This is a genomic window from Natrinema sp. SYSU A 869 (assembly GCF_019879105.1).
GTDB lineage: Archaea > Halobacteriota > Halobacteria > Halobacteriales > Natrialbaceae > Natrinema.
The window spans coordinates 603,785-617,785 of sequence record NZ_CP082248.1; the positions used below are offsets into that span (position 1 = coordinate 603,785).

5 protein-coding genes and 5 pseudogenes are annotated in these 14,001 nt (G+C 53.6%); 8 read left to right on the forward strand and 2 right to left on the reverse strand.

From position 1 onward, the window contains the following. Nucleotides 1–403: 403 nt before the first annotated feature. The 4 genes and pseudogenes from K6I40_RS28190 (at nucleotide 404) to K6I40_RS06855 (ending at nucleotide 4,798) form a co-directional block, all read left to right on the forward strand. Nucleotides 404–2,019, forward strand: a pseudogene (locus K6I40_RS28190) (TRAP transporter fused permease subunit). A 110-nt stretch (nucleotides 2,020–2,129) separates the two neighbouring features. Next, the gene (locus K6I40_RS06845) at nucleotides 2,130–2,546 is read left to right on the forward strand and encodes a cupin domain-containing protein (RefSeq protein ID WP_222913905.1); all 417 of its coding nucleotides are present in this window, start codon (nucleotides 2,130–2,132) and stop codon (nucleotides 2,544–2,546) included. 62 nt (nucleotides 2,547–2,608) lie between these two features. Beyond that, nucleotides 2,609–3,368, forward strand: a pseudogene (locus K6I40_RS06850) (IS6 family transposase). Nucleotides 3,369–3,626: 258 nt separating this feature from the next. Beyond that, nucleotides 3,627–4,798 (forward strand): annotated as a pseudogene (locus K6I40_RS06855) (ISH3 family transposase). 784 nt (nucleotides 4,799–5,582) lie between these two features. Here the strand turns inward: K6I40_RS06855 and K6I40_RS06860 are convergent. Next, on the reverse strand, nucleotides 5,583–6,662 hold the full coding sequence (locus K6I40_RS06860; RefSeq protein ID WP_222914965.1) for a pyridoxal-phosphate dependent enzyme: 1,080 nt from the start codon (nucleotides 6,660–6,662) through the stop codon (nucleotides 5,583–5,585). A 272-nt stretch (nucleotides 6,663–6,934) separates the two neighbouring features. Here K6I40_RS06860 and K6I40_RS06865 point away from each other — a divergent pair, with 272 nt between their 5' ends. From K6I40_RS06865 to K6I40_RS06880, 4 genes and pseudogenes are all read left to right on the forward strand, one after another. Then, nucleotides 6,935–7,894, forward strand: coding sequence for an asparaginase (locus K6I40_RS06865; RefSeq protein WP_222913907.1), 960 nt, complete (start codon nucleotides 6,935–6,937; stop codon nucleotides 7,892–7,894). 576 nt (nucleotides 7,895–8,470) lie between these two features. Continuing rightward, a pseudogene (locus K6I40_RS06870) lies at nucleotides 8,471–10,141 on the forward strand (transposase). Nucleotides 10,142–10,516: 375 nt separating this feature from the next. After that, a complete protein-coding gene (locus tag K6I40_RS06875; RefSeq protein ID WP_222913909.1) occupies nucleotides 10,517–11,635 on the forward strand; it encodes a tyrosine-type recombinase/integrase in 1,119 nt (372 codons plus the stop codon). Between the two features lie 326 nt (nucleotides 11,636–11,961). Next, nucleotides 11,962–12,167: pseudogene (locus K6I40_RS06880) on the forward strand (ISH6 family transposase); the annotation flags it as partial. 221 nt (nucleotides 12,168–12,388) lie between these two features. On the opposite strand, the gene K6I40_RS06885 reads toward K6I40_RS06880, so the two are convergent. Further along, complete coding sequence (locus tag K6I40_RS06885) at nucleotides 12,389–13,342, reverse strand: hypothetical protein (protein ID WP_222913911.1); 954 nt, start codon at nucleotides 13,340–13,342, stop codon at nucleotides 12,389–12,391. Between the last annotated feature and the right edge of the window lie 659 nt (nucleotides 13,343–14,001).

Genomic DNA, 14,001 nt, shown 5'->3' on the forward strand with positions numbered 1-14,001 from the left:
GGAAAATAAAGAAAATAGTGAGGGTACGCGGACGTTAGAAAATCTTGAACGCACAATTGATGAGAAATTCAGAGACAATTATGATAGTTCCATCTGGAGTGGTGGCCCGATAGAGATACTTACCTATGGGTTCGCGATTATCTTCGCTGTCTACCACCTGTGGTACTCGCTCACATTTGCGATTCCACGCTCCCGCCACGGAATCATCCACCTTGGTCTGGTGCTCTCCATGTGGGGGCTCATCCAGATGCTTAGCGTTGACCGATCAACGCTGCGAGGGAAACTGGCCACGGTCGGTTATGGTCTTTACAGCGTCGCCTCGATTATCCCACTGTACGTAATCCAATCTAACTACGATAGTATCGTGGTTGCTGCCGGGATCTACAACGATATTTACCTGTATATGGGGATTCTAATTATCGCTTTAGTGTTCATCGCACTTCTTCACATCTCCCGCCTCATTAGCGGGATTGCCCTGTTTGGGTTGGTCTACTCTTACTTCGGACCACTGATGCCAGGGATCTTGGCTCATCGTGGTCTAACACCGCGTCGTATTATTACGATGAACACCGTTGAGATGCAGGGCTTGTTCGGAACACTTCTACAGATTTCGGCAACATGGGTCGTGATCTTCCTGCTGCTGGCCGGGCTGATGGAGAAGTACGGCGGGATGGCGACGTTCATCAAGGGTATGACTCGCTTGGCTGCACGCCGGAAGTACATCGAGATCGGACAGGTCGCTGTGGCCGCAAGCATGTTCATGGGGTCGATCAATGGCTCGACCGCCGCGAATACGGCGACGACCGGCGCGTTCACCATTCCGCTGATGAAAGAGAACGGCTACCGGCCAAAAGTTGCAGCCGCGATCGAGGCGGTTGCATCCTGTGGCGGACAGATATTACCCCCAATTATGGGGGCAGGTGCATTCTTGATGGCGGAACTCATTGATCCCAATTACTCTGAAATCGTCCTTGGTGCCGTTGCGCCCGCACTGCTTTTCTTCTTGACAGTTGCGATCTCGATCTCGCTGACGACCAGCCACAACGTCTCGAAAGACATCGAAACAACGGCTGATTCACGGGGCGCGATGAAGCGAGTCTTCGATATTGTCCGCCATTACGAGTACCTCGGTATGTTCGCCGTCCTGATGTGGTGGTTAATCGGCGTCGGTGCAGATCCGATGGTCGCTGGTTTCTACAGTATCATTGTTCTGATGGGGCTGCGGCTCCTTCGCGTGGTCTCTGATATTGTACAGGGCAAGGGAGATGCCAAGCCAGAACTGAAGTTGTACCTCCGTACGACGCTTGAGGGACTCCGTCGAGGAGCGGAGGCAACGCTCGATCTCACTATTCTCCTGGCAAGTCTCGGTATCGTCATCCGGGCACTCATCGTCACTGGCTTTGCTCAACAGTTATCGTCGTATCTTGTCCTTCTATCTGGCGGCGAGGTTATCATCATGCTCTTCCTAGCGATGTTGGCAGCGATCACCTTTGGGATGGGATGTCGACAACAGCGGCCTACATGATCGTTGCCGTGCTCGTCGCCCCGTCGCTGGTCGACATTGGCGTTAACGAATTCGCTGCCCACATGTTCGTATTCTACTTCGCTATCGTCTCAAATATCACCCCACCGATCGCACTCTCGGTCATCATCGGCCAAGGTATCGCAGAATCGGACTTCTGGGAGACTGCCGTCGAGGCGCTCCGCCTTGGCTTCCCCATGTTCCTGCTCCCATTCGCGTTCTTCTATAACAACGCGTTGCTCTACCCTGGTCTAATGACAGTTGTCGCATTTCTGCTTGTGTTCGCCGGGTTCGTCGCGATTAGCATCGGTCTTACCGGCCGCGCTGGAGGGAAAATCCCGGCGTTCGTCCGGCCGGTATTCATAGCACTCGGCCTCGGCGCGATCTTCGTCCCATCGGTTATCGGTCAGACGCTAGTCACCGCCATCATTCTCATTAGTCTGGTTTACTACCTGCGTCCTAACCAGATTAGCCGGTTCTGGGCGACCACAGGGTAATCCCACTAGACTTACTCTTTTCCGTCTCTGTATTTCCCGCCGTAACTCCTCAGTCATTTGACCATCGCCTCGGCAGGTGATTTTATTATGTTGGCGAATTATTGACCAGTATGTCAGATGGGTGGCAGCGAATCCGTCCCGAGGAAAAGAACCCGCGAAGTGATAAGCCTGGCAAACGGTGGGAGCTATCTCCGAAGTTAAATATCGACGCGTTCAATCTTAACGTCGCGGTTCTCGAGCCCGATGAGCGACTTTCCCAGAATCACTTCCATTATCACGAGAACCAGGAGGAGCTGATCTACGTCGCTGCCGGTCGTTGTCAGATTGAGGTCACTGACGATCAGTTTATCATAGAACAGAACGACGCGATACGGTTCGACGCAGGTAAGGACGGTGTCCATCTCGTCCATAATCCTTTTGACGAACTGTGTCGCATCATCGCAATCGGATGGCCGCCAGAGGGCCGGTACCCAGTAGAGAAAGTGAAAACATACGATGAATTACTTGCAGAACGAGAAGGAGTTTAGTTCGGCACTGTCTAGTTGAGCCAATTTGAGAAGTGATCAGGTCGTTGGGTTTCTTGGACAAGATGCTCGCAGACCTGCTCAGTGCGAGCTATGAGGCGGATTTAGAAGAATTTTGGGAGAGCGAGCGGACGGCGACGCCCGTCAAGACGTTCGCCGTCCACCTCCATGAAACAGGTCGTTCTCTCAGGGAAAAACAACAATCTTAGCCGAATTAGGCATTGAACGCTTGCATGGAGCGGTCTGGAACTGGGTTCATCGGCTGGCTGACAGCGGACGCGACCCGCCGACGTTCACGAGAGCAAAACTCTCGTGCGGCCCATCAGAACGCAAAGCGTTCTGAGGACGGCATCGCCGTCGCGGGTCGCTATCGACGAAACCGCTGTCAAGATCAACGGCGAGTGGTCTTGGCTATATGCTGCAATAGACATCGAGACAAAGTTGATTCTTGACATTGCATTGTTTCGTCGACATGGCACTGATCCAGCGGCTGCGTTTCTGCAGAAACTACGCGAGAAACACGATCTCTCCGAGGCTGAGTTTCTCGTCGATCAATTTGGCTATCGGACTGCCCTCTCTCGAGTCGGACTGAGCGGTCAGGTCAACTATATCAACCGAAACCTCATCGAAAAGTGGTTTCACACTCTCAAAATGCGCATCGACCGCTTCCAGAATTCGTGGGTGGGCAGTCGGGCAAGCGTCCGCGAGTGGCTTGAACAGTTCGTGCATTACTACAACCACCAAAGACCGCATCAAGCTCTCGACGGAAACGTGCCAGTCGAGGAGGTGCAGAACTATACAGTGCCTGGAATAGGCTTTCAATAGAGCAGCTACTGAACTAGGACGGAAAATCAACTCCCCTCTATTTCTTCCTTTGTAGCGCTACCGTCTAGATAGCGTTGCCCCAAGTTTGTAATCTGATAATAGCCTCTGTCATCATCAACTCGTTCGATCAGTCCATGTTCCCTGAGTTCTGAGATCCGACGCTTGGCATGAGTAGTGCTAATATCGGTAGTTCCCATCGAATCAGAAGTTAGTCGAGACTGATGAGGTTAGATTCTCAGGAAGCGTCTGAATGGGTGTATGAAGTGCCTCTACCATCCAGACACCGTTCTTACGGCCTCTGACCTTGAAACCTTAGCGCTTGATCTCCTCTCTGAGATCCCGATCCCCGGAGTCGAAGGCTGCGGCTTCGACTCCGGGATTATCCGACAGACGCTCCTCCAGGCCGCTGTCGATCAGAAATCCATCAAGGCTGTCACTGACACCACTCGTGGAACGTACTCCGATGACTACACGCTTGCCCAACTTCACACGGTCCCGCCTGCTGAACTCGAAGCAATCGCTAACCGCCTTCTCTGTCAGCAGGCGGCGATGATCCTCGGCGCTGGGCCGAGGATCATCTGCCTCGACTTCGTCGATATCCATTATCATGGCTGTCCACACGCTGAACCTGGTGTAATCTGTCACACGAAGCCTCGCGATGGCACCTCCCAGTGCCATCGCTACCTTGCTGGATTTGTTCTTTGTCGGGCCAAACCACTGGTCGTCGCAGTCACACCCGTTCGTGGTGATGAACCGAAGAGCGACGCGGTCGAGCGAGTGCTCGACCACGTCGCGGCCCTCCCTTTGATGTCGCTGGCGTTCTTGCCGACCGTGGGTTCTACGACGGAACGTCGATCGAGCGACTGAATGCAGTCGCATCAGTCGCTCTTCCAGTCGTGCGGCGCGGAAAACAGATGGCAGAGAAACTCGACACGACGGTGTCCTACTGGACGGAGTACGTGATGTACGAGGGGAGCGAGCGGGAACTACGCTTCCCGCTCGCGGTCTGTGTCTCCTACCAGCAGGGCAATCGAGGTAAACACGGCTTGCTCGTTCGGGCGTACGTGGCGTGCGATCTGACCGATCGCACGCCGAAAGATGTCGAAGCACTCTACCAGAAGCGCTCAGCGATCGAGACAGCTTTCCGAACGATACGTGAAGCGCGTGCACGAACCAGCACGACTGATCCAGTCGTGCGGCTGTTGTTCGTTCTGGTGAGCTTCCTGTTGCGGAATCTCTGGGTGATCGTTCGGTGGGGCGTGCTCGCCACGCCGCAGCGCGGCGGGCGAGCACTGCCTGTCTGGTTCCGGTTCGAGGTCTTCCGCGAGTGGATTGATCACGCACTCGACGACACGTTACGGCGGAAATGGGAAGCACCGACGAACTGTACCGGGATTCCGGCGACCTATAGCCAGCTGGACGCGGGCTGAGATCGCCCGCGTCCAGCGGCAACCCTATACCGGAGCGACGGCCTCGCATCGTGTCTGGCGCGACGGCTCTCTCACTGTCGTGAGATCGCCGTCTGAGCGTGCCGCAGGGAATCACTCGGTCTGATCTCTTTCAGTCCTTCTAAAAATCGAGTCAGCAATCAGGATCGATGGGAACTACCGAATATTCAGATTAATGGTCTGACGAGAGCGATCGGACCCTGACATCTATATTCGTTGCCCTACAGGATGATGAAATGATCCAGCTTCGTCGGTATTGTAGAAGATGCAATTGGAGAGAAGTCCGTCAGTTCACTACCTCCATTACGAAACAGGGGAGACCAGATACAGAACAAACCTCTGAGTCAACTGTGAGGTCTCTTGAAGAACTGTTTAATCAGCCGAATTAGCTTCTGACCAATTTCTACCATTTCTACTAACTGACTGGATTGGGGCTTACTATTTTGAACACCACGCTAGGCGGTTATCAACGAACGAAGCCGAATCAATTCGATTTCGGCTGACAGCTCTTTCTCTTGAAGTTAGGAATCAGTAGGATCCAAGCAATTGAGAGTGACGTTGCTAACATCAGACGGCCGACAGTAGTTGAGACTGGTCCTCTCAATGCATATGGCGTGACCGGATAGGGTTCTCTCAGAGAGATCAGGGTGGATCGACTGTTCAGTAGGTGTGCGAGTTTACCATTGGGACTCAACTTCGATACAGATTCTGTTCCAAAACTACACTAGAAACAAAGCGCGAACGTATGGATGAATGCTCCGTCAGATTAAGTCTTCATTCCATGACCCGTGAGTGGCATCACCACGTCTGCATCTTGCCCAAGTGTTCCACGGTCTCGGTACGTGGCAAGTGCTGCAGGCGCGATCGCTGAGGTCGATTCCACGTAGAACCCGTGCCTGTGGAGCCGAGTTAACTCCGTTTGCACAGCTTCCTCCGTAATCGCAATCGCATCACCGTCGGTTGCAGCAATCGCATCCAGGAGCTGTTGTTTTCGCGTCGGCTCCCGTATCTGAATGCCGTCTGCTACGTCATTTTCACCCTCGGGAACCTCATGGAGTTCGCTCGCAATCGGAGCATAGCCTGCGGCTTGTGCGCCGAGTAGCCGTGGCACTGAATCGATCCACCCTGCTTCAGATAACGCCTTGAAACCCCGGTACACCCCCAAAAACAGGGTTCCATGACCGAGGGGCATCACGACCGCATCGGGGACGTTCCAGTCACGTTGGAGCGCGACTTCGTACGCGAACGTCGCAGTTCCTGCAAAGAACGCTGGACTCCATGAATGACTCGCGTACCACGCATCGCCCGATTCGACTGCCTCGATGCATGCTTCAGTCACGGCTTGGCGTCCGCCTTCGATTCGAACAGGCGCCGCACCAGCCCGTTCGATTGCTCGGAGCTTCGACTCCTTCACCGATGCTGGGACGTAAATCTCCGCATCAATACCTGCTTGGGCTGCGTAGGTTGCGATGGCAGCTCCAGCGTTCCCCGATGAATCTTCTACGACTCGATCTGCGCCACACGCTATCGCGTGGCTAATAGTCGTGGTTGCACCCCGATCCTTGAAGCTACCCGTTGGGGAGACGTATTCGAGCTTGAACTGAGCATCCCACGTCGATGATGGAATCAACGGTGTCATTCCTTCGCCGAGCGAGGGACCTTTTTCGACGGGAATGAACATATCAAACGACCAGAGGCCATCTCGTGTGTCGAACTGACCGGGGTCTGGCCGCTCGTAGTCTGGAAGCGGTTGGGAAGCAAAGTCGAGGACACCGCCACACTCACACCGCCACTGATCATCGTATGTCCGGTCACACGAGGAACAGATGAGTTCTGGCCTAGTCATTTTCTCTCTCTCTGTCAGCATGAGTAATATGAACACCGAAAGCGGTAGAGGGATGTCTTGACCGAATACGTAGTACACGGCGACGGAAACTATGTCGACGAAGGAAGACAAGTCAAGGGATGAGAATCCCAAACGATGGTCGTACGGTGGTTCTTGTCCCGTGTAGCGGCTCTGATAGAAATCTGACGAACTGACCTTGCCTTCCCAGCTACGTCGCGAAAAAAGCCAATGAGAGGAGAGAATATTAGAGTCTCGCGTCGAAACCCCCGTCAATGTCAGTAATTGTCATTTCTACAGGAGGGACAATAGCTTCAACCAAGGGATCTGGTGGTGGAGCTAGCCCTGAACTGACCGGTGATGACCTCGTCACAAACGTCCCAGGGCTGAGCGATGATATCGAGTTGACTACATACGACTTCTCGAATATTCCCAGTCCGCATTTCTCGGTCAACCAGATGCACAAGCTCAGCGAGCTGATAGCCGATTATGACCGTGACGATACAGTGGATGGTATCGTGATCACTCAGGGAACAGACACCCTCGAAGAGGTAGCGTACTTCGTTGACCTCTGTTACGATGGCGATACGCCAGTCGTATTCACGGGCGCAATGCGGAACCCATCGCTGGCGAGTCCCGATGGCCCTGCTAATCTTCTCATAGCTATTCGAACCGCGACGAGCGATGGTGCTCGTGGACGTGGCGTATTGGTCGCCTTCAATGATCAGGTTCACGCAGCCAAACTCGTCACAAAGACCCACTCGATGAGACTCGATACGTTCCGGTCGCCCGAACTGGGACCACTCGCCGTTCATGATGAAGAAACGATTCGATGGCGAGCCAGTGTCGATTCGACTCCAACAATCGACATCGCTCCGGAGACGCTAACGAACGAGGTCGCTGCCCTCACAGTGACGGTAGATATGCCCCCTTCGCAAATCCCTGAACCGGACGATTTCGAGTCAGTAGTACTGGCAACTACCGGTGCGGGCCACATTCCAACAGGGATTATCTCCCCTCTGGAAGAACTCGCACGAGAAGACGTCCCGCTTGTAGCCACTACGCGTTGCCTGGAAGGGAGACTCGCCACGTCAACCTACAATTACCGTGGTAGTGAGCAGACACTAGTGGGCTTGGGCTGTTACTTCAGCGATCGGAATCTGCAGAAAACAAGAATCGCGACGATTGTGGCGCTCGCTGGCCGCAGCCTCGAGACCATGTTCGATCGTCCCTGACGGCAGTGACGATTCGGTGGCGACGGGACTGAATTCCTTCGTTGCTGTTAGACCTTCCCTCTCGCCTGCACCTCCCATAGCTCTTCGACCTGGTCGTCTCGGACGCCGATGATGAGATCATGGAGGTTGATCGTCGTGCAGACGGGGGGACAGTGAACTCCAGCCGGTCGCCCACTTCGAACGGCTCGTCCAAGTTGCTGGTGTCGATCCACCCATGTTCCACACTGGCGTTGGCGTATTCGATATCGTCGCGGTCTTCGGGACCGGTATTTGCGGTTTGTCTAACGAGAACGTCTTGCTCCTCCGTCGACGACGAGCCGGTCGTCGTCCGGCACGCAGAAGACCGTAGTGACAACCGTCGCTGCGCAGTCGTCCTTCGAAACCATCTTTTTCCACCACGGGGTCCCTCGCTCGCTCCGTTCACTACTGGAACCACTCGACGCAAAAACATTGGTGAAAATCCCGGACGACTCGCTCCTCGCGGTCGCTCGCTCGGCGGATGCACTGGCGTTCGGTCGTTCACCTGTACTGATCGGTTGGACGGATTCTTGAGTGTGTCGTGGCCAGTATCTCGTAATGACTACGGTTCATGAGTCTCGCCGAGCTGTCTTTCGACGAATCGCACGACGGTCGCACGCTGACTGGCCAGTATACGATTCAACACCACTGTACGACCGAACCTCGCTTGCCGGGTTGGAATCGGACGTTCGCATCGTCTCGGGAATCTGGTTCAAACACGACACTCACGACTCAGTTGAGCAGTTCGTCTGCTCGCTCCCGTTAGCCTACTTCCGGTTCGAGGCCCACGACCGCTATGCGAATGCAAGACGCTACAAGATGGATGCGCTTTTTCGGGTGTTCGTTCTGAAGGAACTCTACGGATGGGATAACGAGACGGCACTCGTTGAGTACCTCAATTGTCGTCCAGAACTCTGTGAGCAATTAGACCTGGAGGCAGTACCGGACCAATCGACGCTGTGGCGCAGCTGGCACAACCGATTCACTGCCGAGCTTCGCAGTACAGTCGAGACAGCTGCGCGGACCATCCTCATCAAAGCCCAGAACGCGGGTGTCGCTGTTCCGCGCGAACCAGAACGGCACCTTCCATCTCACGACGAAGAGGACGAACCACACCCAGACGATCAAGCTGTCCTCAACGAAGCGGCACCGATTACGGACCACGTCAGCCGCGTCGTCTTCCCAGCGTTCTCATTGGATCGTGGTGAGGGCTGTGAAATCCACCAGAACGCCTTCTGGGATTTACAGACGTATCTCGGACTTCGCGAGAGACTGGCTGCGAACGAAGGGGCTCGCAGTTTCGTCTATGAATCGACGCGTGACCGGACACCGCTGGGGCACGCCCATCGCGAGCACATCCGCGACCTCTCGATTCCACAGGTCCGAGAGATTACCAGCAGGCCATCAATCGGCTCCTGAACGAAGTTGCGGAGACAGAGCAGTTCTTCCGAGCTGGGATCGTCGCCATCGACATTACCGAAGGTGACCCCTTCCCCGGTGATCGAACGGGCCACGAGGATGAGATCATCGGCACGAAGGAGAACACCGACGAGTACGCCTACCAGTGGGCTACTGTCCAGTTGGTCGGCAATGCGGTTCCAATTGTGCTGGATGCTCGTCCAGTTCGGAGGGGTGAGTCACGCAAAGAGATCGTCGAAGACTTGCTGGACTCTACCGAGGAACTGGTCCACGTCGATAACGTCCTGATGGACCGGGAGTTCGATAGCCAGCACGTCCTGGAGATGATCAGCCAGCGCGGGCTGTCGTATGTCGTCCCGAAACGGATGCAGACCAGCGAGAAAGCTCAGGCAAAGCGGTTGCTCCAACACGGCCAAGACTGGTACGAGACCGACCGAAAGCTCCACCTCGGAACAACGAGTGGCACTCAACGACGCTGATCTACCGGCGCAAAGAGAACGCTGAGCACGACGACCACCGACAGTACTCCGTGTTTATGACCAATACCGTGAGCGGATTTCTCACTGATACGGGTATCGGTGGGAAATCGAGAGCGGCTACAGGTCGATCAAGCGATTCATGGCCGCGACGATGTCGAAGAATTTCGGGCTGCGATTCTTCTACTTCGCGTTCGCCTGCCTGCTGTACTCGATCTGGAGAGCCGTCGATTTGCTCGTGCAGGTCGAGTTGACTGACGAGTACGAGCATTCGCCGATTGTGACAGCGGATAATACGCTTACACTCTTGAAGAAGGAGACGGGAATCGGATAGACAGCCGCTCAGCCCGGCCAAATGCCTGTTTTTGAGTGGTAACACTGGGTGTACTCTCGAAAAATCTCCGAAACAGTTGAGCAGTCAACAAGAATGGTGTTCTCAGAGGCGCCCTAAGTCTGATTCCGTGACGAAATTCGGCTGAAACCACGCATCACAGGCCCGCTAAACCCCCTGTAGTCTCAACTTCCCACGGCCGAAGATTGATATAGCGCTATTCAGTTTACGCCACTTTCGTAACATCCGTATTCTCCTGGTATCTGTACTCTCATAGTCTGAAACTATAATCGAAGCAACGCCAATATTACACGGTGCATTAGTCCAATAATGTACGGTGGTTTTACTAGCCACCGAGCCCTCTGGTAAGACAAGTCGATGGAAACCAGCAATTCCGGCGCTTCAACAGGGGGAACAGCCCTCGAGAACGCCCTCGCGGAGTGCCTCGAATCAAAGTCTGGCAACTACGCCGAGAACGTAGAGCGCGTCGTCGGCCAGTGGATCTCCTACTGTGCCGATCGGGACGTACGCACGCTCGAGGACGTATCGAAACGAACGATGGGACAGTACGCCGCCTACCTCTCACGGCGTGTCGACGCCGGCCAGTCCGACGACGTCGACAGCGGGATCGCTGCGTCGACCGCATGGACATATTACAATCAAGTCTCGGCGTTCCTCTCGTGGGCCGTCAAGTGGGACTATCTCGCGGAGAACCCTGCAGAGAAAGCCGCTGCGAAAGACGAACTTCCTGACCGATCCTCGAGTACCAGTGGTGAGCAACAGTTCTGGCAGCCCGAACAGCGCCGGGCGATCGTGACCTACGTCGACGAGCGAGCACGCGAGGCGATCGACGCTGACGGCATGGATGCATTCGAGGAAGTCCGTGATCGAGCGCTCGTGACGATGCTTGCCTACTCCGGCGTCCGTGGAGCCGAAGTGCTCGCGGACTCTCGTGACGATCGCCGCAATGGCCTTCGGTGGCACAGCGTCGACCTCGAGAACGGTGTGATAACCGTCCTCGGGAAGAGCCAGCAGAAAGAGGAGACGGCACTTCCAAAACAGGCGGTCGAACCACTTCGACGGCTCAAGACGCTACTCGACCCACCCGCCGACGGCTGGCCGGTCTTTCCGTCCCGGCACCCGCCGTCGCTGTACGCGGTGATCGACGACGCTGGACATGACAAGCCCGACGGGAACCCGTGGGGATACGTCCTCGAGACAGACATCGAACCGTCATCAATGAGTACGTCCGGCGCTCGCACGCTGCTGAAGCGCCTATCCGACGAGGCTAACGTACCGGGGCTCAACGAGGACGACTATCTCACGCTACATGGAGCACGCCGCGGCGTCGGTGAAAAACTCTATCGTGAGCGCGGGGCCGCCGCTGCACAACGGACATTGCGCCACGCAGACCCACAGACAACGAGTGAAATGTACTCTCACATCGAAGCGAGCGAGCTGGCCGAAGATAATACGGAAGTGTTCGACGGGGAGTGAAAGGTACGGCCTACGACTTTTGCAGCAATTTCGTCCAATGGTAATTATGTGTAAACCGACTATCTTCGTCTAAAATACCACGAAAACGACCTCCCTATTAGGATGAGACGAACTATCTCGTCCTGATGGAGATCCTGGAAGAGTACGCTGAACGAAATACCGACGGCTCTCCGGACCTTGAGGACCTCGTCCGTCTGTCGGGCGAGCCCCACTCTGTCAGGGCGATCCAAATGCGAGATGGGAATTGCCTCCTCCTTATTCCCTCCACAGACATAGCTCGATAAGCCGCCGTAGTCACGCGGTTTGTCTCCTAACTAAAGACAGATGAACGAGCCATAGGTGAAGTTTCGAAACAGTGTAAGAACCAGTGGATGTGGTCAGAGTCTGGATTACAATCGCTTTTTTGCTGAATCTGGTACAGTATGCCGAGCCCGAGCAGTTCGCGGCGTTCGCCGACGAACTGCTCAAGCGGTCAGCAAAAACAGTCATCACAATAGAGGTGTCAGTTGAGGCTACTAGAGGCGAACCCTAAACAACCTTGAGACGGGATCAAGAAACTGCCGGTGGATGGGTAACTGGGATCGCTTGCCGTAGCATGGTATCAGTGTATCTGAACACGGCGGAACGGATTCGAACGAGTCATATCAGCTAGTCTTTGTGACTTCCCCGGAGTTTCTTAGTGTTAGTTCGGGAACTATTCGTCGTTCAGTAGTCTCGAAATTTGGTAAAGAAGTGGTATTTAGCGTTCGATCACTAAGACCAGTACATCCTGATATTCTGACTGGGTGACTCTTTTTCTAAAGGCATTCCATCGTGTGAAGCCAGAGTTTCGAATGTAGCTTCTAAGTCTTGATTACAGTATGTTGTATCGCTAGAGTCCTCCGTACCAGTTGTAACTGCTGATTGATTTAACCGAACTGTATTCTCCCTCAAATCACCTGAAATATCAAAATGAATCTTAACATAATCTTCATCATCATCACTTTTATTGTCGATGTCTAAATTTGAAGAAGTAGTAGAACTGGACACGCCAACATTCACTACCTCATCGCTTGATAAGCCAAGAGAAATTGACTGTGTATTTGATCCGATACTGTTTGGAGGGCCATAATCACTAATTTCGTCGTAAGTGGATCCATTGAAATCAACATCTATGATAGCTTTGTTAGTAAGCCATGGGTACAGCCCTGTGTTATAGGGACGTAGCGTAAGCTCTGTATTAAGACCCTGATTCCCAAGATCATTTGGATCCTGTTTCCACTTTGATTCCCAGCTTAGATCATTTCCATCATCAGTAGTGATTAGGCTATCGCTCTCGGCCTGCTTATCCCAATCCCCCCAGATCTTTTCATCCTGAGATGTTTGCACCTCGTTAGTGGATAAGGATTGTGTCTCAGTACCATTTCCAACGTCCTCAGCATGCTCTCCAGCTGCTCTATGTAAGGTTTGCTCTGGAGAATTGTCCCTTTGAGACTCAGTTCCTACGACTCCGCTTTCCTGAGACTCAGTTCCTACGACTCTGCTTTCTTTATAGATACCCGTCCATTCTATAGGTGTACCATCAACGATATCAAAATTATAAGCTAAGATATTGTCTTTATCACTGTACCCCTGTACTTGCATACCAGGAACGGCCTCGGCCTGTGCATACAAATTACTGTCTTCTACGATCTCTTGTTTTCGTTCCTGAATTTCTGCTGGTGACACTGGGTCTGATGTATCCCGCCGTATCCTCAGACTACTTGCCGACTCGGTTCCCGTGCGTCGGCGCCGTTGACCAGCTGCAACGCCCGTAGTTATTAGTGCTGCTACTGCTGTACCACTTGTCTGAAGTAGTCGCCTTCTTGTTGGCTTCATAGCATCTCCAATTTAAATTTCCTCTCAAATAAACCTTATCCTCAAAGAGAATATTGGGATAATAACTAATTCAAAAGTATTGAGTGAAAAATCGCTTATTAAAGGTACTTAGATGGGGATTTTAAGCTGATCTGAAAACCATCAATACCCAATCAGTGATGATACAACTACTTTCCAATGACGATGTGAAATTTACCGCTTTTGAATGTGCAGTGTTCAGATCAGAGTCAAAAATATTTGTCTTGAGTTAAACCTCAGGATTCGGTTTTGTAGCGGTAGCGAGCCTCTCTTGGAGTATTGGTCGTTATTGGTGGATCTTCTGAGCGTCGTCGATCAACCGTTCCAACAACGGTGGCGAAGAGTAGCCAAGGTGTTCACCGAGTTTGTGAAGGATGAGCTGGGCGTGCGACCGAAAGGTCGCCGGTCGGTCAGTCACTCCGACAAGGTGGCTGAGAGGAGAGCACTTGGTGTCGCTCGCCTGCGGCAAGCCGCAGAACTCGCGTTCTAGC